The sequence below is a fragment of the Thermincola ferriacetica genome (genome assembly GCF_001263415.1).
GTDB classification, from domain to species: domain Bacteria; phylum Bacillota; class Thermincolia; order Thermincolales; family Thermincolaceae; genus Thermincola; species Thermincola ferriacetica.
The window spans coordinates 70,505-90,397 of sequence record NZ_LGTE01000002.1 but is presented as its reverse complement, the minus strand read 5'-3'; the positions used below and the strand labels follow the sequence as shown (position 1 = coordinate 90,397).

Annotated in this window: 20 protein-coding genes; 2 read left to right on the top strand and 18 right to left on the bottom strand. The window is 44.1% G+C overall.

The features are described from left to right. Positions 1 to 194: 194 nt before the first annotated feature. The 10 genes from Tfer_RS02065 to Tfer_RS02020 all read right to left on the bottom strand — a co-directional run bounded on the left by Tfer_RS02065 (position 195) and on the right by Tfer_RS02020 (position 10,422). Positions 195 to 1,034 (bottom strand): MraY family glycosyltransferase, encoded by an 840-nt coding sequence (locus Tfer_RS02065; RefSeq protein WP_052216667.1) that lies wholly within the window; start codon positions 1,032 to 1,034, stop codon positions 195 to 197. A 3-nt stretch (positions 1,035 to 1,037) separates the two neighbouring features. Beyond that, positions 1,038 to 1,712 (bottom strand): glycosyltransferase family 2 protein, encoded by a 675-nt coding sequence (locus tag Tfer_RS02060; protein ID WP_052216666.1) that lies wholly within the window; start codon positions 1,710 to 1,712, stop codon positions 1,038 to 1,040. An 11-nt stretch (positions 1,713 to 1,723) separates the two neighbouring features. After that, positions 1,724 to 2,605 carry a copper transporter gene (locus Tfer_RS02055; RefSeq protein ID WP_052216665.1) on the bottom strand — a complete coding sequence of 294 codons (882 nt, stop codon included), beginning with the start codon at positions 2,603 to 2,605 and terminating at the stop codon, positions 1,724 to 1,726. An 11-nt stretch (positions 2,606 to 2,616) separates the two neighbouring features. Continuing rightward, positions 2,617 to 3,738, bottom strand: coding sequence for a putative cytokinetic ring protein SteA (gene steA / locus Tfer_RS02050; protein ID WP_052216826.1), 1,122 nt, complete (start codon positions 3,736 to 3,738; stop codon positions 2,617 to 2,619). 289 nt (positions 3,739 to 4,027) lie between these two features. Further along, on the bottom strand, positions 4,028 to 4,798 hold the full coding sequence (gene spo0A, locus Tfer_RS02045) for a sporulation transcription factor Spo0A (protein ID WP_052216664.1): 771 nt from the start codon (positions 4,796 to 4,798) through the stop codon (positions 4,028 to 4,030). A 197-nt stretch (positions 4,799 to 4,995) separates the two neighbouring features. Continuing rightward, positions 4,996 to 6,351 carry a SpoIVB peptidase gene (spoIVB, locus tag Tfer_RS02040; protein ID WP_052216663.1) on the bottom strand — a complete coding sequence of 452 codons (1,356 nt, stop codon included), beginning with the start codon at positions 6,349 to 6,351 and terminating at the stop codon, positions 4,996 to 4,998. 460 nt (positions 6,352 to 6,811) lie between these two features. Then, the gene (gene recN / locus Tfer_RS02035) at positions 6,812 to 8,521 is read right to left on the bottom strand and encodes a DNA repair protein RecN (RefSeq protein WP_052216662.1); all 1,710 of its coding nucleotides are present in this window, start codon (positions 8,519 to 8,521) and stop codon (positions 6,812 to 6,814) included. 2 nt (positions 8,522 to 8,523) lie between these two features. After that, complete coding sequence (argR, locus tag Tfer_RS02030; protein ID WP_052216661.1) at positions 8,524 to 8,985, bottom strand: arginine repressor; 462 nt, start codon at positions 8,983 to 8,985, stop codon at positions 8,524 to 8,526. 17 nt (positions 8,986 to 9,002) lie between these two features. Further along, positions 9,003 to 9,572 carry a tRNA 5-(aminomethyl)-2-thiouridylate-methyltransferase MnmM gene (mnmM, locus tag Tfer_RS02025; protein WP_083436717.1) on the bottom strand — a complete coding sequence of 190 codons (570 nt, stop codon included), beginning with the start codon at positions 9,570 to 9,572 and terminating at the stop codon, positions 9,003 to 9,005. Next, positions 9,565 to 10,422, bottom strand: coding sequence for an NAD(+)/NADH kinase (locus Tfer_RS02020; protein ID WP_052216660.1), 858 nt, complete (start codon positions 10,420 to 10,422; stop codon positions 9,565 to 9,567). Before Tfer_RS02020 ends, mnmM begins: the two co-directional genes overlap by 8 nt. Positions 10,423 to 10,581: 159 nt before the next feature. Between Tfer_RS02020 and Tfer_RS02015 the strand changes: the two genes are divergently transcribed. After that, the gene (locus Tfer_RS02015; RefSeq protein ID WP_052216659.1) at positions 10,582 to 11,079 is read left to right on the top strand and encodes a DUF4352 domain-containing protein; all 498 of its coding nucleotides are present in this window, start codon (positions 10,582 to 10,584) and stop codon (positions 11,077 to 11,079) included. Between the two features lie 37 nt (positions 11,080 to 11,116). Here the strand turns inward: Tfer_RS02015 and Tfer_RS16450 are convergent, their stop codons facing one another. The 7 genes from Tfer_RS16450 to xseA form a co-directional block, all read right to left on the bottom strand. Next, positions 11,117 to 11,287 carry a hypothetical protein gene (locus tag Tfer_RS16450; RefSeq protein ID WP_160315512.1) on the bottom strand — a complete coding sequence of 57 codons (171 nt, stop codon included), beginning with the start codon at positions 11,285 to 11,287 and terminating at the stop codon, positions 11,117 to 11,119. A gap of 72 nt (positions 11,288 to 11,359) precedes the next feature. Further along, positions 11,360 to 12,175, bottom strand: coding sequence for a TlyA family RNA methyltransferase (locus Tfer_RS02010; protein ID WP_013120560.1), 816 nt, complete (start codon positions 12,173 to 12,175; stop codon positions 11,360 to 11,362). An 11-nt stretch (positions 12,176 to 12,186) separates the two neighbouring features. Then, a complete protein-coding gene (gene dxs / locus Tfer_RS02005; protein ID WP_052216658.1) occupies positions 12,187 to 14,103 on the bottom strand; it encodes a 1-deoxy-D-xylulose-5-phosphate synthase in 1,917 nt (638 codons plus the stop codon). Between the two features lie 5 nt (positions 14,104 to 14,108). After that, the gene (locus Tfer_RS02000; RefSeq protein ID WP_052216657.1) at positions 14,109 to 14,705 is read right to left on the bottom strand and encodes a hypothetical protein; all 597 of its coding nucleotides are present in this window, start codon (positions 14,703 to 14,705) and stop codon (positions 14,109 to 14,111) included. Between the two features lie 883 nt (positions 14,706 to 15,588). Continuing rightward, positions 15,589 to 16,488 carry a polyprenyl synthetase family protein gene (locus Tfer_RS01995; protein ID WP_052216656.1) on the bottom strand — a complete coding sequence of 300 codons (900 nt, stop codon included), beginning with the start codon at positions 16,486 to 16,488 and terminating at the stop codon, positions 15,589 to 15,591. Further along, positions 16,481 to 16,744 carry an exodeoxyribonuclease VII small subunit gene (gene xseB, locus Tfer_RS01990; protein ID WP_013120564.1) on the bottom strand — a complete coding sequence of 88 codons (264 nt, stop codon included), beginning with the start codon at positions 16,742 to 16,744 and terminating at the stop codon, positions 16,481 to 16,483. The genes Tfer_RS01995 and xseB overlap by 8 nt, the downstream gene beginning before the upstream one ends. Further along, positions 16,741 to 17,940, bottom strand: coding sequence for an exodeoxyribonuclease VII large subunit (gene xseA / locus Tfer_RS01985; RefSeq protein ID WP_152908948.1), 1,200 nt, complete (start codon positions 17,938 to 17,940; stop codon positions 16,741 to 16,743). Before xseA ends, xseB begins: the two co-directional genes overlap by 4 nt. 380 nt (positions 17,941 to 18,320) lie before the next feature. On the opposite strand from xseA, the gene Tfer_RS01980 reads away from it, so the two are divergent. Further along, on the top strand, positions 18,321 to 18,971 hold the full coding sequence (locus Tfer_RS01980; protein ID WP_052216654.1) for a spore coat protein: 651 nt from the start codon (positions 18,321 to 18,323) through the stop codon (positions 18,969 to 18,971). A 40-nt stretch (positions 18,972 to 19,011) separates the two neighbouring features. On the opposite strand, the gene Tfer_RS01975 is transcribed toward Tfer_RS01980, so the two are convergent. Then, the gene (locus Tfer_RS01975; RefSeq protein ID WP_052216653.1) at positions 19,012 to 19,866 is read right to left on the bottom strand and encodes a bifunctional 5,10-methylenetetrahydrofolate dehydrogenase/5,10-methenyltetrahydrofolate cyclohydrolase; all 855 of its coding nucleotides are present in this window, start codon (positions 19,864 to 19,866) and stop codon (positions 19,012 to 19,014) included. Positions 19,867 to 19,893 lie beyond the last annotated feature (27 nt).

Genomic DNA, 19,893 nt, shown 5'->3' with positions numbered 1-19,893 from the left:
GAATTACTCCTGCAATTTTTTGCAGAAATAAGAGAGGTGTTTAACAAGGCCAAAACTGCCAACAAAACTAAGTGGCAATTAGTTTTAGACCGTTAAACACCTCTCCTGAAAAAGGGTGTTCTCATAGGTACGTTGAGGATTGCGGCAAACGCACAACGCAGCCGGAGAAAGTTTTTCTCAGCTTGCTAAATTCTCTACTTTTCCCTGCCGATCATGTCAATAAACTTTAAAACCCGGTTGTTTTCAATAGTCCTGGTGAGAGAAAACTTCTCAGTGTATAAATGAAACAATACAAGCAAACCAAAGTATACCAACTTTGAAATAAGGGGTAAAACAAGTACCGCCAGGAGACCCACAGATATCCCCAATACATTGGAACCAGTATCGCCCATCATGGTTTGTGCTTTCAGGTCAAAGGGCAGGTAAGCCAAAACAGAACCTGTGAGAATGCCCAGCAACCAAACTTCCTCTTGGTTATAGCCAAAAGCCACCAAAAAGGCAGCCAATAGCAAGTACCCTTTAATAGCCCGGCCCGGTCGCAAATCGAGCAGGTTTATAGCATTGGCAGAAAGGGCAATTATGAAAGTGTTAAGCAGCACCAGCAGGATGTCCTGTATCTTTTCAATTTTTATCAGTGCTAGGCTGATCAAAAGAGAAACCATGCCGCCGGCCAGAGCTTTAAGAGCCCCTGTTGTCAATTCCCCTTCGACCAGCAGTTTTTTCAAATGACCTTTTAGCCCTGAAGCTTCCCGTGATCCGAAAACATCATCTACCAATCCCAGCAAAGCCATACTAAAAGCGGCGAATAAGAAAAGTAGAGTATTCCTGGCCTGGTCCGGCTGCAATAAAATCCAGACTGAACCGGTGACTAATAGAGCCAGCGCAAAAACGATACCAACTCCAAGCGGAATCATATCTCCCCGGAAATTGGGCCGGACGAAATCGGCCTTGGCCAGCATTTTTCCGATTACGGGAACTGTGGAATATGTAACCATATAAGCCAGACTAATTACAATTATGCCATAGATAACCATTTTTCACCTCATTATCAACCGGCGGGCCAGTACTTTCGATACATGCATAAACTGTTTCCCCCGGTGCATAAAACCGCGCAGATCTCGCCCTGTTTCGGCATGAGTCATATTTACATCTACTTCCAAAATTTTATAGCCCTTTCTGGCTATATCGATAGTTAGACCAACTTCTACCCCGTATCCGGAAGAAAAGCGGCCAATTGCCCTGATAACCTCACGGGTCATAGCCCGTTGTCCTGATAAAGGCGCTGCCATTTCCAAACCCGTCAATAATTTTATGCCATTTCGGGCCAAACCTTTAACCAGGCCAAAACCGCCCTTTTTCTTGGCCTTGGGAAACCTGGCAATAGTCATATCGGCCTTTCCTTCAATTACGGGCATGATGAGCTTGCGCACTTCCGATGCTGTTTCCCCAACGTCCCCGTCAATTAGGGCAATTACATCTCCTGTGGCCAAAGCTATCCCTTTGTTGAGGGCGCCCCCTTTACCGTGATTCTCTCGAAGGGTCAAAACCTCGGCGCCGGCTTTTTTGGCCAGCTCCGAGGTATTATCAGTCGAAGCATCATCAATAACAAAAACCTCGTCCACTTCCGGTATTTTCTTAACTGCCGCTACTGTTTGAAAGATGTATTTTGCTTCATTATAAGCCGGAATTAATACGCTAACTTTTTTCCTCAATCAAATCACTCCTAATGTAAAGCCGGTAATAACTCCTTGGCTGTTGTCTTCACCCCGTAGTCCCCGGGATACCCTGATATAGCCCTGATTAGAGCTACCTGCCCGGGAACCATATCCACATTGTCAATAGTGGCAACTTTAAGCTTTTGGTATTCCTTCATATATGAAATTTCCACATCTGTATGTTCCACTCCATATACGGGAATATTGTGGTCCAAGAAATATTTCATTATGGGAATATCCAGGTTTTTTACCTTCACGGTTTTTTCGTCCTGGCTGCCACCAACTACTATGACAGCGTTAACAGGAGTGCCATAATTACCGACTTTCTTCAGAAAACCAAGCCCCTCTAAAAACTGCAGGTTTTCCAGGTTCTGGCCGGTCATGACAGCTACGTTGATTTCCTGAGCTATAGCCCTCGTCAGGTCATCCTCCTCCTTGGAAGTAAGCAGTAACTTGGTGGCAATCTTTTCCCTTATTTTAGAATCACTAAGGTCAAAACCGCCAAGAACCGTGGTGATTGAAGTAATATTTGCGCCGGCCGCTTTTAAAGTATTCATCCAGTCTTCATGAAAACCGTAGTTATTGGTCTCAATGATGGCAATGTTATATCCCTGCAGTTTACCATAAACTAACTGGGGCACAATTTGCTTTTCAAACTGTTTATGTACGTTGATGGCATTCTTAAATTCCGAAATCTGATGTTGCACTTTTTTATTCTCGTCACGAATCTGGTCAAAATCCCTTTCCAATTTATCAATCATCTGTTTCTGCTGCTGTACCATAATTTCGTTACCCACAGCGGAAAAGTTGTTCCCTATCAAAATCCCTATGCCTAAGGCTAAAAATACTGCTACCAGCGAAGCTATATGATACTTTAAATCTATAATCATCGGGAATCCTCCTAAAGCCCAAATACCAATCTCATTTTAATCCATACCAGTCTAATAAACTGGCTGGTCGTAGGCGAAATAACAGCCACAACAGCAAAGGGAATCAGCGCCGCCAGCACTATAAAAGCCAAATGCTTAAACTTGATGCTGCGCCGGTAAAGCTTGTTTACACCGCGGGCATCAACAAGAATAGACCCTACTTTTAATCTTACCAAAAAGGTACTGGCCATCCCTTTTCTTCCTTTTTCCAAAAAATCAATCATGTTAGAATGGGTGCCCACGGCAACGATAAGTTCCGTTCCTTTCTCGTAAGCCAGCAACATAGCAATATCTTCGCTGGTCCCGGGCGCCGGAAATGTTTTCGCATCCAACCCCAGTTTCTGTACACGGGCCAATCCAGGCGCTCTACCATCAGGGTAAGCATGGACAATTATTTCGGCACCGCATCGTAATGTATCGTCGCTAATGCTGTCCATATCACCTATTATGATATCCGGACAATAGCCAAACTCACGTAGAGCGTCAGCGCCGCCGTCTACCCCGATTAAAACGGGTCTGACTTCTTCTATATAAGATTTTATCGCCAGAAGATCTTCCTTATAATTTTGTCCTCTAACCACTATTAAAGTATGACGCCCGGTAAAATCCACTGTTGTCTCAGGTATGGGTAATTTACCAAGGACCAGTTGCTGCTCCTGCTGTGCCCATTCTAAAGTATTTTGCACAAAATCGCTTAAAACAGAACCTAAATTCTTTTTGGTTTCTTCCATCTTCCGGGCAATTTCATCTTTAGTCAGCAAGGTCCCGCTGCCTACCCAACCGTTGGCAGCCCTAATCCTGTTGCCGGAAATTTCCACCTCCGCTCCCTCTTCTACCTGGGCCATCACTTCTTCTCCGACATTATCAAGAATTAAAATACCTGCTTCCGCCAGTACCATCGGCCCTTGGTTAGGGTATTTGCCGCTGATTGACTGGGCGGCATTAACCACCATTTTAACTTTTGCTTTTGCCAAAGCTTCCGCACAAACTTCGTCCAGGTCCTGGTGATTTATTATCGCAATGTTGCCAGGTTCAAGTCTCTGCACGAGATGCTTGGTCTTTTTATCAACACGGGCTATGCCCTTGACAGACAACATAATATTCAGCTCCCGCAAATTAATATGGTAACTGATGTTTATAATTTTGCGTGCAAATTTCCATCTTTTAAATTCCTAATGTTTAATTTTACACCATTTATTGACGGCTAGCAAGTCAGCAATAGGCTGCAAGTCTTAGCGCTTATTAAATATGATTATGTAGTTATACATTTATAATTAGTTTTGCCATAATTTAAAAAGAAATAACCGGATTTAACAAGATTTTCGGAGATAATTAATTGTAATCAAGGAAAAACCTGACCTTTACGGTCAGGTTCCCGAGTCATTAACTCACTTTGCTAATACGCAGCTTGTCTGCTACCATGGCTATAAATTCAGAATTTGTGGGTTTTCCGCGTTCAAGGTTGATTGTGTACCCGAAGAACCTATTCATCATTTCCACGTTCCCCCGGTCCCAAGCCAATTCTATAGCGTGGCGGATCGCCCTTTCCACCCTGCTGGGTGTAGTAGAGTATTTCTGCGCTATCATCGGATACAGCTCTTTAGTTACCGCTCCCAACAAGTTAACCTCTTCAACTACCATCAATATTGCATCTCTCAGGTACTGGTAGCCTTTAATATGGGCCGGTACACCCATTTCATGAATGATGTTTGTCACTGCCACATCAAGGTTTTTCGTTTTAACAGGTGGTGTATATGTAGGAACCGTTTCGCCTTCTGCCAACTGACGAATCCTGGTAGCCAAAACAGAGAAATCAAAGGGTTTCAATATGTAATAATCGGCTCCCAGTTCTATAGCCCTTTGGGTTACTGTTTCCTGGCCAAAAGCAGTAAGCATAATAACTTTGGGTTTCGGCGACATACCGGAGCTGGCCAGCTTTTCCAAAACTCCTATTCCGTCCAAATGCGGCATGATAATATCCAGCACAACAACATCAGGTTTTTCCCGGGTTATGATTTCCACAGCTTCAACGCCATTATTGGCTACCCCTACCAGGTTAAAATCTTCTTCCTGAGAGATGAACTCCTTCAGCAGTTCACAAAACTCTCTGTTATCATCTGCAATTACGATGTTAATCGTTTTGAATAAAACCATTTCACTACCCGCCCTCCTGGTACTTTTTTCAATTCGCTATATTCACTTCGACGCCAAACTTTGGAAGTCCTTCATAAATAACAAAAAAATTGGCAATATTTTTAAAACAAATATAGACAAAATAGTCCTCTTTCCGTCGATTCTCATATCCTTTTTTTAGGAATGATACCTAATAATCGCCTCATATTTTAATTTTTTTATAACAAACAGGTACTAAAAAAACATAGAGATGGAGAGCTTTTAGCCCTCCATCCTATCTTGGGGTTGAATGAATTACATTCATCAAGCATCCATTCGATTAAGCATCCATAACCTTTAGCTGGGTCATTTATAAAAACGTGGGTCACGGCGCCTATTAGCCGGCCGTTCTGGATAATCGGGCTACCGCTCATACCCTGAATTATACCGCCGGTTCTCCGGAGCAGCCTAGGGTCGGTTATATGGATAACCATTCCCTTCCCGGAACTTCGTTGTTCGGGCAATATTTTTTCTATTTCTATTTTATACTTGTTTATCTTTTCGCCGTCGAGAACAGTTAATATTTCAGCGGGACCTGTGTTTATCTGGTCTGAGTAAGCTACAGGCAATTCCGGATAAATTGGATTTTGCAGAGGTTTTTTTAATGTGCCGAATATACCAAAACGGCAATTCTTTTTAATATTACCCTCAAAATCTTTGTCTTCAATAAACATGCCAATTTTTTCGCCTGGTTGTCCGCATCTGCCCGGTTGGATACCCTGAATCCCAGCCCTGACTACCTTGCCGTTGGCAATGTCAATAGGTTTCTTGGTATCGACATCGGTTATAATATGACCCAAAGCACCATATCTGCCTGTTTTGGGGTCATAAAAAGTTATTGTCCCCACACCTGCCGCCGTATCACGAATGTAGAGGCCAATTCTATACCTAGAGGTTTCTTTGCATAACACTGGTTTTACATATTTTACTTCTATCCTCTTATTATGCTTAATCAATACTTTTAGCGGCTTTTTGGTTTTACCGTAATCGTTTACAAGCCTTGCCACCTGCTCGTCATTTACCACTGTTTCGTCGTTTATTTTTAAAATAATATCTCCTACTTCAATACCGGCTTCCTTAGCCGGATTCGATTTATTTCCCTCTGCGTCCTCAACTATCGATTGTCCAACTACCAATACGCCTTCGGAATGTAGCATCACCCCTACAGAATGTCCTCCCGGTACTAGCTTCACGGAAGGAACAACTTCCACTTGCATGGTTTTTAACGGTATGAGGCCAAATAACTTTAACTGCAGGTTGGCGACACCCGGTTTAGCGGCAACTAATGCATTTATTTTGCTTTTATCAACGCGCAATATATTTTGTTTTTCTCCATCAATATTTAGTTTCAAGGTATTTTGGATGGTTTTTGAAATTTGAGCTTTTTCAAAACTTAAATCAAGATAGTCGCCTACGGTTATTTTTTGGTAAGTCGGCAAGCTATAAAAATATCGCATTTGCGGTGTGCAACTGAAAATAACAATCAAACATGCTAAAACTATGCCGGTTAATTTGCGATAACCTTTAACATCCACATCATCACGCTCCCGCTGTCCAGGTCTGAACCACCTCCATATTTTTCCTGAAAAACTATTGAATTATGCGCTTGGAAACGTTTTGTTGCAAGTTCTAAACTTAAATTATCCGATTCATTTTGGTTTTATAACAAGAAATAATGAGTTTTCTTGGCAAAATTAAATTTAAACAGAATTATTTACGGGTTTTGGGCAATTATTTGAAAAATTCCGTATTATTCAGTGAAAAAAATTATTCTTAAATTTAACAGCTATTTTTTTATTAATTTCGGAAAAATTAAAAAAGCACCCTGGATACAAAAAAAGTTCGTCAAATATGTTGACGAACTTAGATTGATGACGGACTAAGTTTTACCTAGAACAGGAACAAATGTTTTCCGGAGCAGGGCTAAAATCATCCACGGCAATCCGAGTAAGCGGGAATGGCTATCCGATGGAGATTTTGCCCAGAGCGGAGGAATCATTTGCCCCTGTTGGTACTCCCCTTTATTCGCTGCGCATGTTGCAGCATTTCTTCGGCATTTTTTAAAGTAGTGGGCGTAATATTGGCTCCGCCGAGCATGCGGGCAATTTCATTAATTCTGGCTTCTCCGTTCAATGCAAAGACTTTGGTAACAGTTTTATTCTCTCCTGCTTCTTTCAATATATGAAAATGGGTATCGGCAAAGCTTGCTGTAACTGGTGAATGGGTGACACAAATAACCTGGCAGTTGCCGCCAATAAAAGCCAGTTTTCGGGCCACGGCCTGTACGGCGCTTCCTCCAAGCCCAGCATCAATTTCATCAAAAATTAGGGTCGGCACTTCATCGACCTTTGCCAAAATGGTTTTCATAGCCAGCATAATGCGGGAAGTTTCTCCTCCGGAGGCAATTTTTGCTAAAGGCTTTAAAGGCTCGCCGGGGTTGGGTGACAGCAGGAATTCAACATCATCTTTTCCTTTGGCCGATATTTCCTCGCGCTCACAAAACTGTACTTTAAACTTTACATACGGCATATTCAGGTCAGCCAACTCCAGGCAAATTTCTTCTTCTATCTTTTGGGCCGCTGCCTTTCTTAAAGCTGATAATTTTTCTGCTGCCGTATCGTATTTAACTTTTAATTCCCGCAGCTTTTCCGTCAGGCGTTGTATTTCATCATCGGCATAAGTAATCTGTTCAATGGCAGCCGCTATTTCCTCCCTGTACCTTAAAACATCCGCAACTGTACTGCCATACTTGCGCTTAATCTTATTAATCTTTTCCAGCCTGTCTTCGATCTCATTCAACAGTACTGGATCAAAATTAAGATTATTTTTATAATCACCGATTTCGGAAGCACAATCTTCAATCTGGTACAAGGCTTCTTCCAACTGTTTTGCAACATGAGCCATGGAAGAATCAATCCCGACAAGCTCCCGCAATGACATCAGGGCTTTGTGCAGTAAATCCAAAGCCGAGAGCTGAGGCGCATCACCAAGATACAATAGATTATAGGCATTGACAGCAAGTTCGGCAAGTTTTTCAGCATTGGCCATTACTTTTCTTTCTTCCAGTAGTCGCTCTTCTTCGTTGGGGTCCAGTTGAGCTTCATCAATTTCCCGCATTTGGTAGTTATACATATCCAACCGCCGGGCCTTATCAGCCTCATCCGTTTGCAGTCCTTCCAGGGCTACTCTAACACGCCTGTACTCCTCAACCACCGCTGAAATTTCCTCCAGCTTTTGTTTTATAGCCTCCCCGCCGAAGGAATCAAGCAGCAGCAGGTGTTTTTCACGGCGAAGCAGCGACTGCTGGTAATTTTGACCGTATATATCTACAAGTAATTCACCGATTTCCTTATACATGGACAAAGTAACAGTGCGCCCGTTTATACGGCAGATGTTTTTACCATTGCGCTGCAATTCCCGGGTTAGAAGCAAAGTACCGTCCTCCGATGCAAAACCCATATCTTCCAGTTTAGCTGCTACAGCCCGGTAACCGGAAATGTCAAAGAGAGCTTCTATCAAAGCTTTGTCGGCCCCGGTTCTTATGTACTCATGCAAACCGGCAGAACCGATAATAACTCCCATAGCGTCAATTATTATGGATTTTCCGGCCCCTGTTTCCCCCGACAGGACATTAAATCCGGGTGATATCTCCAATTCAATATTATCGATTAAAGCAAAGTTTTTTATAATTAACCTGATAATCAAATTTAACCCCTCCGTTGTGTGAGAGCGGTAAATTTATTAAAGACCGAAAGCAAGGCCTGTATGGGCTTGACTACCACCAGTATTGTATCATCACCGGCCACCGTGCCGATTATATGCGGATCGTTGGCGCCGTCAATGGTGGAGGCTACTGCCTGGGCAGTTCCCGGCAAGGTTTTAACTACGATGATGTTTTCCGAATAGTCCAATTTGACCACAGAATCCCGGAACATGGTCTTCATACGTTCCTGATTATGTAAGTTGATTGTTGCCGTGGGAACCCCGTAACGGTAATGGTTGTCCCCAATCGGGATTTTAACCAGCCTGAGTTCCTTTATATCACGGGAAACAGTAGCCTGCGTGACATCAAATCCTGCCCATTTCAACTGCTCTGCCAGTTCTTCCTGGGTTTCAATTATTTTGCTATTGACAATTTCCAGTATTTTAAGGTGTCTTTTTGATTTCATCATATCACCCTGAACCTCTATTGAGCTTTTTCTATGGCCAGAACGTAAGGACTCCTGCGGGAACGATTTACAAAAGTAATTTTTACACAACTGTATGTATTTTTCGGCAAGTGCGCAACATATTCGTCCAAAGCCTGAGCCTCATCGGCGCCGCCTTCATGCCCTGGATACACAACAACTGTAGCTAGCCCCCCCGGTTTCAGTAGCTTTAAAGCACCTTCCAGGGCCATAATGGTGGTGCTGGGTTTCGTGATAACCCGGTGGTCACCGCCAGGCAGGTAACCTAGGTTAAACATTATCCCGTCGATGTTCTCTGTTACTCTATGGGCGAGATTCTCATGGCCTTCGTGAAATAACAGGACCCGTTCAAGTAACCCTTCTTTTAGCAGGCGAAGCTTTGTGTTTTCGATAGCCTCAGCCTGAATGTCGAAACCGTAAACCCTTCCTACAACGCCAACGGCTTCAGCTAAAAACAATGTATCATACCCGTTTCCCACAGTGGCATCGATTACTGTCGCGCCCGGACCAATTTTGTTGCCCATCAGTAAATGTGCAACTTTTACCGGACTCGCTATCATTTCAAACATCGGTGCTGCCGCCTTCCTTCATTTTCGCACGAAGTATCTCAAAAAATGTACGGTTGTTTAATTTTAGCAGCTTTGTCGTACATTCGGCCTTTTCAATGATGATTTCATCCAGGTGTTTTACCGGGTACCCGTCCTGGCCATCCAGGGTCAGCATGATTTCCCCCTGTTTCGAACAAATAACAGTCCGTACCTGACTGTCCCCGTGGATTACCAAAGGCCTGGAATAAAGAGTATGTGGACAGATGGGTGTGACAATCATCAGGTCCAAGTGTGGCATAACCAAAGGGCCTCCGGCAGAAAGGGAATAGGCTGTGGAACCCGTAGGCGTGGAAATAATTAAGCCGTCAGCGGGAAATACATCGAAAAATTTGTCATTAATGTATGTTTCCAGCCTAATCAGCCGGGCAAAAGCGCCCTTGGTAACGACAGCATCATTTAAAGCAAAAAACTGTTCCAAAGGCCGACCATCCCTGACAACCGTCGCCTTCAGCATCATTCTCTCTTCCACCTGGAAGTCCCCGGCGACGAGTTTCTCCAGGGAAGGTATAACATCGTTAACTTCCACTTCCGTCAGAAAGCCTAAATGTCCCAGGTTGATACCAAAAAGTGGTATTCCCACCAGGGTTTTATTACGGGCAGTATGCAAAAGGGTCCCGTCTCCTCCAAGAACAATGGCGCAATCACATTCGCGAATAGTCATTTCGTTACTGATGCTTTCGGGCTGGGGCCCTTGCCCGATAGTCCCCAAAATAACCCGCTTTCCTTTAGCCTGCAGCCAGTCAGCAATTTCTTCCGCCAGAACGGAAACCTTTGGTTTTCCTGGATTTACAATCAAGCCTATTTTTTGCAACCTGGATTCCCTCCAACAGGTAATATTCTACAGAAATAACAGAAGTCCTTGTGATAAATTTTTTGTTTGTTTACCAAGGATATTGTGAGATAACGTCGAATATAATAAAAACAGCTCATTTGGTAAAACACTTATATTCTGATAAGGAGTGTTTAACGTATGAAAAAATACATTATCATAATTTTATGTGTGGCCTTCCTGCTGGCAGGATGCACCGGCAGCAAAGTTCCGGCGCCAAAACCTGACACAACTCCCAATACTAACCACCTAACTGCCCAAAAAGACGGCATAACCCTGGAAGTGAGCAGGGAGTTGAAAACATTTCCCAAGAATATGCTTGCCACCAAAGAGGGTTATGATATTGTCGGTTTATCAGTTATTGTTATAAATAAGTCTCAGCAGAACGTCCCCATCTCACCGGATTATGTTACCCTGGTCGCCATAGATAATACCACTTACAAGTATTCCGAAATTACTGAATCTGTAACGGGCAAAGGCGCTTTCCGCAAAGTTACGCTGCCGCCTGATTACCGAGGAGGCGGTCTCCTGCTTTTTGAGATCAAAAAGGGAATAAAAATCAACAAAGTTATATATAAAGATCAAATGAATCATGAATTTAATATTAACTTCGAATCGGGCGAATCTTCCAGTGTATAAAAGCTAGCCAAAAGGCTAGCTTTTACTTTACCCTTCTTTATTTGTTTTCCTCAATGAACCCTTTAATATCGCTAATTTCTCTACCTGTTTTCAACTCTGTAAGGGAATATCTTTTATCGGATTCTATCTTAAGCCCTTTCAACTGATGGCGCGAAAGCAATTTGTATCCAACCTCTTCACCTTCACTCCAAGTTAGAAGATAATCCATAAAAAATACCCCCAAATAAAATATATTGTATACAATATTATATGTACATAATAAAAAAATATTTATCTGAATTCAATTGTTTTTGTCAAAGTCATGCTGAGCCTGCAGAACAATGTTCCAGGCATCGATATCTACAGTTGATTCCCGGGGGTTTGCCGGCTTTTCAAGTAACAAAAGGTATTCAATATTTCCTTCCGGTCCCTTGACCGGTGAAAAGGTCAGACCAACAGGAACAAAACCCAAATCCTGGGCGCCGGTGATAACCTTTTCAATTACTTCTACATGAACCGCTGGGTCTTTTACGACCCCTTTTTTCCCAACCTTTTCCCGGCCCGCTTCAAACTGGGGCTTAATCAGGGCTATAACCTGACCTTCAGGTTGCAATAATTCATAAGCCTTGGGCAGCACCTTGTTCAAAGATATGAAGGAAACATCTATTGTAATTACTTCTATATTATCGGGAACTTTTTCTTTCTCCAGGTACCGGATATTGGTCCGTTCCAGGTTAACAACGCGGGGATCCCGGCGCAACGACCAGGCCAGTTGTCCATATCCCACGTCCACAGAATAAACCTTGGCCGCCCCGTTTTGGAGAGCGCAATCAGTGAAGCCGCCTGTACTGGCCCCAATGTCCATAACTATTTTCCCTTCCAGCCGGACAGAAAATTCTTTAATAGCTTTTTCCAATTTAAGCCCTCCCCTGCTGACATAGGGAATGGGGTTACCCTGCACCTCAATATCAGCAGACACAGAGACAGTGGTCCCGGCTTTATCCACCCTTTGGCCGTCAACAAAAACCAAACCGGCCATAATGGCAGATTTGGCCTTTTCCCGCGACGGGAAAAGGCCCTTTTCAACAAGCAGCATATCCAGTCTCATTTTTTCCATGTGTTTATCACCTACAACTTGGAGAGCAGTTTCATTTTTGCCGGAACAAGTTTTTTCGTGGCTGCCATTTTAAGCCCTACTTTAACAATATTATCCCGGCACAAACCAAATTTCTCCCTGAGAACCCGGAGAGCGCCCTGTTCTATAAACCGGTCGGGTAGTCCTATCCTTTCCACATGAGCCCGTAGCCCCTGTTCCTGTAACAGCTCTAAAACAGCGCTGCCAAAGCCCCCCTCCAGGGCATGCTCTTCCAATGTAATTACCCTACCGGTTTTCCGGGTGTATTCCGTTATTGTTTCCACATCCAGCGGTTTTATAAACCGGCAGTTCACCACCGCTACCTCTATACCGTGCTCATGGAGACTTTCCGCAGCTGCCAAAGCCTCGTATACTAAGGGACCGACAGCAAATAGGGCAATATCCTTTCCATCCCGCAAAACTTCAGCTTTTCCAACCGGAATGTCCTTGATCTCTTCGCTTATCTGCACGCCGATGCCGCTTCCCCTCGGATACCTGATTGCAACTGGTTTATCCAGCAACTGAGCTGTTTTTAACATGAACCGCAGTTCATTTTCATCCTTAGGCGCCATAATCACCATATTGGGTATATGGCGTAAATATGCAAAATCATAAATCCCCTGGTGGGTTTCACCGTCCTCGCCAACCAATCCGGCCCGGTCAACGGCAAAAATCACCGGTAAATCCTGCATGGCTACATCATGAAGAATCTGATCATAGGCCCTCTGCAGGAATGTGGAGTAAATTGCCACCACCGGCCTGAATCCTTCTGTGGCCAAACCGGCAGCCAGGGTTACCGCATGCTGTTCGGCAATACCAACGTCAAAGAAACGATCAGGAAATAATTCCGCAAACCTGGTTAGGCCCGTCCCCGTAGGCATAGCCGCAGTAATAGCCAATAAACGCTCATCGTCGGCCGCCAGTTGACAAAGAGTCTTCCCAAATATCTCCGTATAAGAAACAACACTGGAGGCGGAAACAGGCTCCCCGGTATTTATGTTAAAAGGACCGATCCCATGAAAACGGTCGGGGTTTTTTTCCGCCGGTTCATATCCCTTCCCTTTACAGGTCACCACATGTACCATAATAGGCCCTTTAGTTCTTTTGGCCCTTTCCAGCACTGTTTTCACTTCCATAATATTATGCCCATCAATGGGACCTAAATAAGTGAAGCCCAGTTCTTCAAAAATCATACCGGGAACCACCAGATATTTAAAGCTGTCCTTAATCCTTTCGATGGCCTTAAAAACCGTCGGGCCGATAGACGGTATTTTCTTTAATAAATTTTCCATCTCTTCCTTGTGCCGGTTATACATGGGATCCGTTCTCATCCTGCTCAGGTAGCCGGATAAAGCTCCTACGTTCTCCGAGATGGACATCTCATTATCATTCAGGACTACAATAATGTTCGTCCCTAGGTGTCCGGCATGATTCAGGGCCTCAAAAGCCATACCGCCCGTTAAGGCTCCATCGCCTATCACAGCAATTACATGAAAATTTTCTTTTTTCAGGTCGCGAGCCAACGCCATACCCAATACGGCTGAAATAGAAGTACTGCTGTGGCCGGTATTAAAGGAATCATATTCACTTTCGCTTCTCTTTGGAAATCCGCTTAACCCCCCGTATTGCCGGAGAGTGTCAAATTCCTGTTGCCGGCCTGAAAGTAACTTATGTACGTAAGACTGGTGGCCTACGTCCCATACAATTTTATCTCTCGGCGCATCGAAGACATAGTGCAGGGCCAGGGTCAGTTCAACTACTCCCAGGTTGGGCGCCAAATGACCGCCTGTCCTGGATACCACATGAATCAATTTTTGCCTTAATTCCCTGGCCAGGATATTCAAGTCATCCAATGAAAGACGTTTTAAATCCTCTGGTGTTTTAATTTGATTCAACAGGGGGGTTTCCATAGTTTTCACCTTCTCCTGTCTTTATGCTTCCTGCTACTTTTCCTGGAAAACAGATCCACGCCCATTACGTTTTCCATCCAGGCCAGGGCCTGTCCAACGCGGAAAACAATATGGTCGGCCTCTGCTATGGCTTTCTTCTTGCCAAGAGCCTTACCGCTAACCGTCAGAGCAGCAACCAACCCCGTCATTATTATTGATAAAATTGACTCGTTGAAGCCCGGATGGTTTAGTACAACCTGAAAAACAATGGCTGCGCCCAAAGCCCCGCTTACCGTGCCACATATATCTCCCACCACGTCATTGCAAAAACTGGCCACTCTGTCAGCATTCCGCACTATTTTAATAGCCTGTACCGAACCCTTTACCTTTTTGGCTGCTTTGGCATGAAAGGGACGTTCATTGGCTGCGGCCGCTGCTATCCCAATAATGTCAAAGATTATCCCCAGAAAGATAATTAAAAATAAAAAAAGAAAAGACAGTAAAAGTATTTGAATTTTTGGCAGTACTAATTCGGAAAACAAGCTGAAAAAAGATGCAAGAAAAAAGGTTCCTATCCCAATAATTAAGGCTGATTTCAAAGAGGTTGCCCTGTTATCACCCAACCATTTTCACCTCATACAGCAAGCTGGCGGTCCATGTTCCGGCGCCAGATATGTAAGGTCAGGTGGCAATACGCTGAGTAAATGTTATGGCTTAGGTCCAGTAGGTTTTCCCATCCGTCTCCGACACGTTGCCATGTCGGCGGTTTCCCTTTATGACGAATCTGTACGGTCGCCCTGTACAGGACTGGATTACCACTGAGTCCATACTTTAATCCCCAGCGCACCTCAACCGTCCGGTTGAACAGCCTAGGAGTTTTCCTCGACAGAAACGAACTACTTCTAGCCTCTTTTGCAGTGGAGGTTTCAAACAGCAAGCCCTTTGGAATCGGGCCCGAATCCAAAGCGCCTGATAACCCGTAATCCACCAACACCACTCAAGGCAGGCTACGCTACACTCGACTCTGTTTCAAAAACAGAATCTTTTGTAGGTTTATCCTGTAACCCGAATCTCTTATCGTCCGGATTACAGGCCTCCACGGAGGCTGGGTCAACGCCTACATGCCATTGTAGATCGCCCTTCCTCCTTACTCCCAGCCCCGACCCCCGACTGGGCGTCGGCAGCCGAAACCAGGAACTTCATCGATGTGCCCTTTAGCGGATTTTTAGCCCCGCCTTCGAAGTAGGGATTCTGACTAGGATACTGCGCCACCTATTGAATTTTTTAATAATACTCTGCTGAAAAAGCGAACTAATTATAACACATATTAAATTATTCTTCAATTCAGGTCAATTCCCCTGCTTCTTTTATTTTAACCGATTTCGACTTAATTTGACCGTTTTAGTTGCTTATATTAATAAAGCTATGGTAATGCCCTACACTGTTCCAAAAATGACTTCCACCGTGTATATCCCAAAATCTCTTTGAGCCGTATCTTTATTCCCACTAATTATCCCGCTCCAGCAAATACCTGGCCATTTCCCTGAGAAAATCTGCCCTTTCATCAAAACCTTCCAACGACATAAGGCTCTCTGCCACTGCCTCCCGAGCCATTTGCTTGGCTTCCTGTAGACCGAAAATAGATGGATAAGTGGCTTTCTTTTTCTTGATATCACTGCCTACCGGTTTGCCAAGTTTCTCTGTATCGCCCTCAATGTCCAGAATATCATCGGTTATCTGGAAACCCAGTCCCAGGAAATGAGCATACCGGGATAGAGCAGTAATTTGTTCTTCACTGGCTGAGCTTAAAATAGCGCCTGTTTTCAGAGCAGCCTTAAATAAGGCGCCGGTCTTATTAATATGAATATATTTCAGTGTCTCTGCTGAAATGTCGAGATTTTCGGACCCGATGTCCACAACCTGACCACCTATTAACCCCCTAGACCCAGCGGCTAAACTTATTTCTTTGATTACGCGCAGTACTTTTTGCGGGGCTATACCGGGCTCCTCCACCAAAGAACTTAAAACTTCAAAGGCTAAAGTAAGGAGAGCATCGCCCGCTAAAATGGCAATAGCCTCCCCATAAACAACATGATTAGTTGGTTTTCCCCTTCGGTAGTTATCATCATCCATAGCCGGAAGGTCATCGTGAATAAGGGAATAGGTATGAATCATTTCAATGGCACAAGCCGCCGGAATAACTTTTTTAACATCTCCGCCCACTGCTTCGGCAGCAGCCAAAACCAAAACGGGGCGGAGCCTTTTCCCGCCGGCAAGCATACTATACCGCATTGATTGGTGAATGGTTTCCGGGTACTCGTCTTCACCAGGTAAATACTGGCTTAATGCATCTTCTATTATATTTACTTTTCTTTTCAGTTCCTTTAAAAAAGCTTTTTTATTCATTGAAATCCTCCGTAGGGTTTACAGGTTTAACGGAAAATGTCCCATCATTTTCCCTGATCAGCATATTGATTTTTCTTTCAGCTTCTGTCAATTTATTATTGCAGTACCTGGATAAACGAACCCCCGTTTCAAACTTCTGCAAAGCTTCATCCAGACCAATATTGCCTTCTTCCAGTGTTTTGACTATTTCCTCCAAACGGTTTATGGCTTCCTCAAAGTTTTCTATATCCAGGTTAAACTCCTGCTCCCCGCTCATGAATTTCCCTCCTCTGTTCTTTCAACGGTACAATCCACCAAACCGTCCCGGAGAATTATTTCTACTGTTTCTCCTACCCGAAACTGGCTGATTGTAGTTTTTGGACTGCCGGTAACTTTATCCCGGCATACGGCATAACCTCTTTCCAATGTAGCCAAAGGATTCAGGTTGTTTAAGCCGGCACAGGCAACCCGAAACCGGTTTCCCTTTTCTCTATGGAACCCACGCATAGCCTGCTCCAATCTGACCACAGTATAGTCCAGTTTCTGGACAAGACTTTGTATCAAATCCATAGGTCTGCTCATAGCCCTGCTTTTCATGCAGACCTCCAGCCTATTCCTGTTTTTCTGTAGATAAAAATTTATCCCGAGTACAAGCCTTTCCTGCAGTTCAGCGAACCTCTGAACCAATTCCAGGTAATTTGGAGCTACAAGTTCGGCTGCAGCCGATGGTGTCGGGGCCCTCAAGTCAGCAACGAAATCGGCAATGGTAAAATCGGTTTCATGGCCCACCGCCGAAACAACAGGAATAGAGGACGCAAAAATGCTCCGGGCTACAATCTCTGTATTAAAAGCCCATAGTTCTTCCAAAGAACCCCCGCCGCGCCCTACGATAATGACATCGGCTTGCCCATAAGCATTGACCATTTCAATAGCCCGGGCTATTTCGGGCGGCGCGTTTTCCCCCTGTACTGCCACAGGTATAAGGAGTATTTCAATATGGGGGCAACGCCTGTGTAACACTGTAATTATATCACGCACCGCGGCGCCCGTGGGAGAAGTGACCACGGCCACGCGTTTTGGCAGCCTGGGTATCTTTTTTTTCAGCTCCTGGTTAAAAAGCCCTTCTTTTTCAAGTTTTTCTTTTAACTGCTGAAAGGCGATGTACAAGGTTCCAATTCCGTCGGGCTGCATTTCTTCAATATACAACTGGTACTGGCCATCTCTCTCGTAAACTCCTACCCGACCACGGGCAACAACTCCCATGCCGTTTTCCGGCAAGAACTTTAAATTACTGCAGCGGCTTCTAAACATGACGCACTTGATTGTAGCTTGGGCATCCTTAAGCGTAAAGTACATATGCCCTGAATAATGGAATTTGAAATTTGAGATTTCTCCTTTCAGCCAGATGTTATTCAAAAAAAGGTCGCCTTCCAATTTTTCCTTTATGTAATTGTTTAATTCCGCCACAGTCATTAACCGCAATTGGAACAACTCTCCCTTAATGATTTAGGCAAAAGCTCATTTATACTTTTACAATTCACGGTTAATCCGGTTTTTCCTCTTTATTATCACAGATGATATTCTTTTTTTTATTGGAACCACTGAAAACACTAAGGACAAAAAAGAACTTAACCCCGATATTCAAATAATCGGAGTGGAACCTACCTTAAACCATAAAACCCAGGGTCTTATGTCCACCGATTTATTTTGCTGCAAACCTTGCCATAATATTAATAAAAGCCCCAACTGCATTTACGGCCCGGAAAAGAAATAAAATAATATGGATAAAGCGCCGCTTTTTGGGGAAAACATAACTTGTAAGGTCAATACTAATCTTTAGGGAGGTATTCTTTGTGCAACAATTTGGTTCTCCACAATTCGGCGCTCAACAACCCGGAGCCCAAGCATACGGAACTCAGCAGATGGGTATAGGCCAACCCGGCTGGCAAACTCCTCAGCAAGGTCAGGCTGCCCAATTCGGAGCTCACGAAATCATGGAAGTCCATGAGGTTTTGTCCTCACTGATTGAGGGCATAAACAGGTTTCAACTTTATAAACCATATATCAAAGACCAGCAATTAAACTCCATGATGGACAGTCATTTAAGCCATATGAACAGGACTTACGATCAAATTGCTTCGTATCTGCACAGCAAGGGGGTAATAAGTTTTATGCCTTATCATGGCGTGAAGAAAACCCCTGTCCAGTACGGGCTCAGGAATCCGTCCCCAATGCAGCCCAGCAGCAGCGTAAACGAAATTGATGATCGCGATGTGGCTTTAGGTATGCTGGCATACCATAAGTCCAGTGCCTTGAAATGTACTATGGCTGCTCTTGAATGTGCCGATTATAACCTAAGGCAATTAATGCAAAATTGTTCCGTTTCCTGTATGAATCAAGCCTGGGAATGCTTCACCTATATGAATCAAAGAGGCATGTACCAGGTACCCACCATGCAACAAAATACAACCAATACCATGGTTAATAGCTATCAAATGCAGTAGAAAGTGGAATGGGAAGGCTTCGTACCTTCCCATTCAATATTTATGCACTTTGTTGTTGAGCGGCTTTGACCAGGTTATACATGAGCATAGCGATGATCATAGGCCCTACGCCGCCGGGAGACGGGCTCAACCAACCTGCTACCTGCTCCACGCTCTCTTTGTCCGCATCGCCGACCTGTTTACCGTCAACCCAGTTAGATCCGGTATCAATTACAATAGCGCCCGGTTTTACCATATCGCCGGTAACGAATTTAGGTTTCGCCATCTCAAGAATCAAGACATCGCCCTGCTTGGTATATTCCGTAAGCTTCGGATCATCTGGATGGACAATGGTTACTACGCATCCCTTGGCAAACAAGAGCATACTTACCGGTTTACCCACTTCAATACTGTGACCTACCACAACGGCATGTTTGCCTTTTAAATCCTGACCGGTAAGCTCAAGCAGTTTCATACAAGCAAAGGCCGTACAACCTACAAAACCGTCGTCTCCAATAACCAGGTTACCAATACTGGTAGGATGGAAACCGTCTACGTCTTTTTCGGGATTAATAGCGTCAAGTATTGCTTTTTCTTTGTCATGCAAGTGCTTGGGCAAAGGCAGTTGCACCAGGATGCCGTGAATTGACGGGTCATTGTTCAACTTATCAATTAATTCCATAATCTCTTCAAAAGTCACATCTTCAGGTAATTTGAATGTTTTTCCCTCTCCGCCGATAGCCGTGGCAGCTTTAGCCTTTAACCCCACGTATAGGGCGGATGCTTCATCATCTCCAACCAACAACATACCAATGGTCGGTACAACGCCTTTGGCTTTTAAAGCCTCTACCTCTGCTTTCAAGCCTTCTTTAATCTCGTTGGACAGCTTTTTCCCATCAAGAATTTGAGCTGGCATAATACCCCTCCCCTGAAAATTTTATAT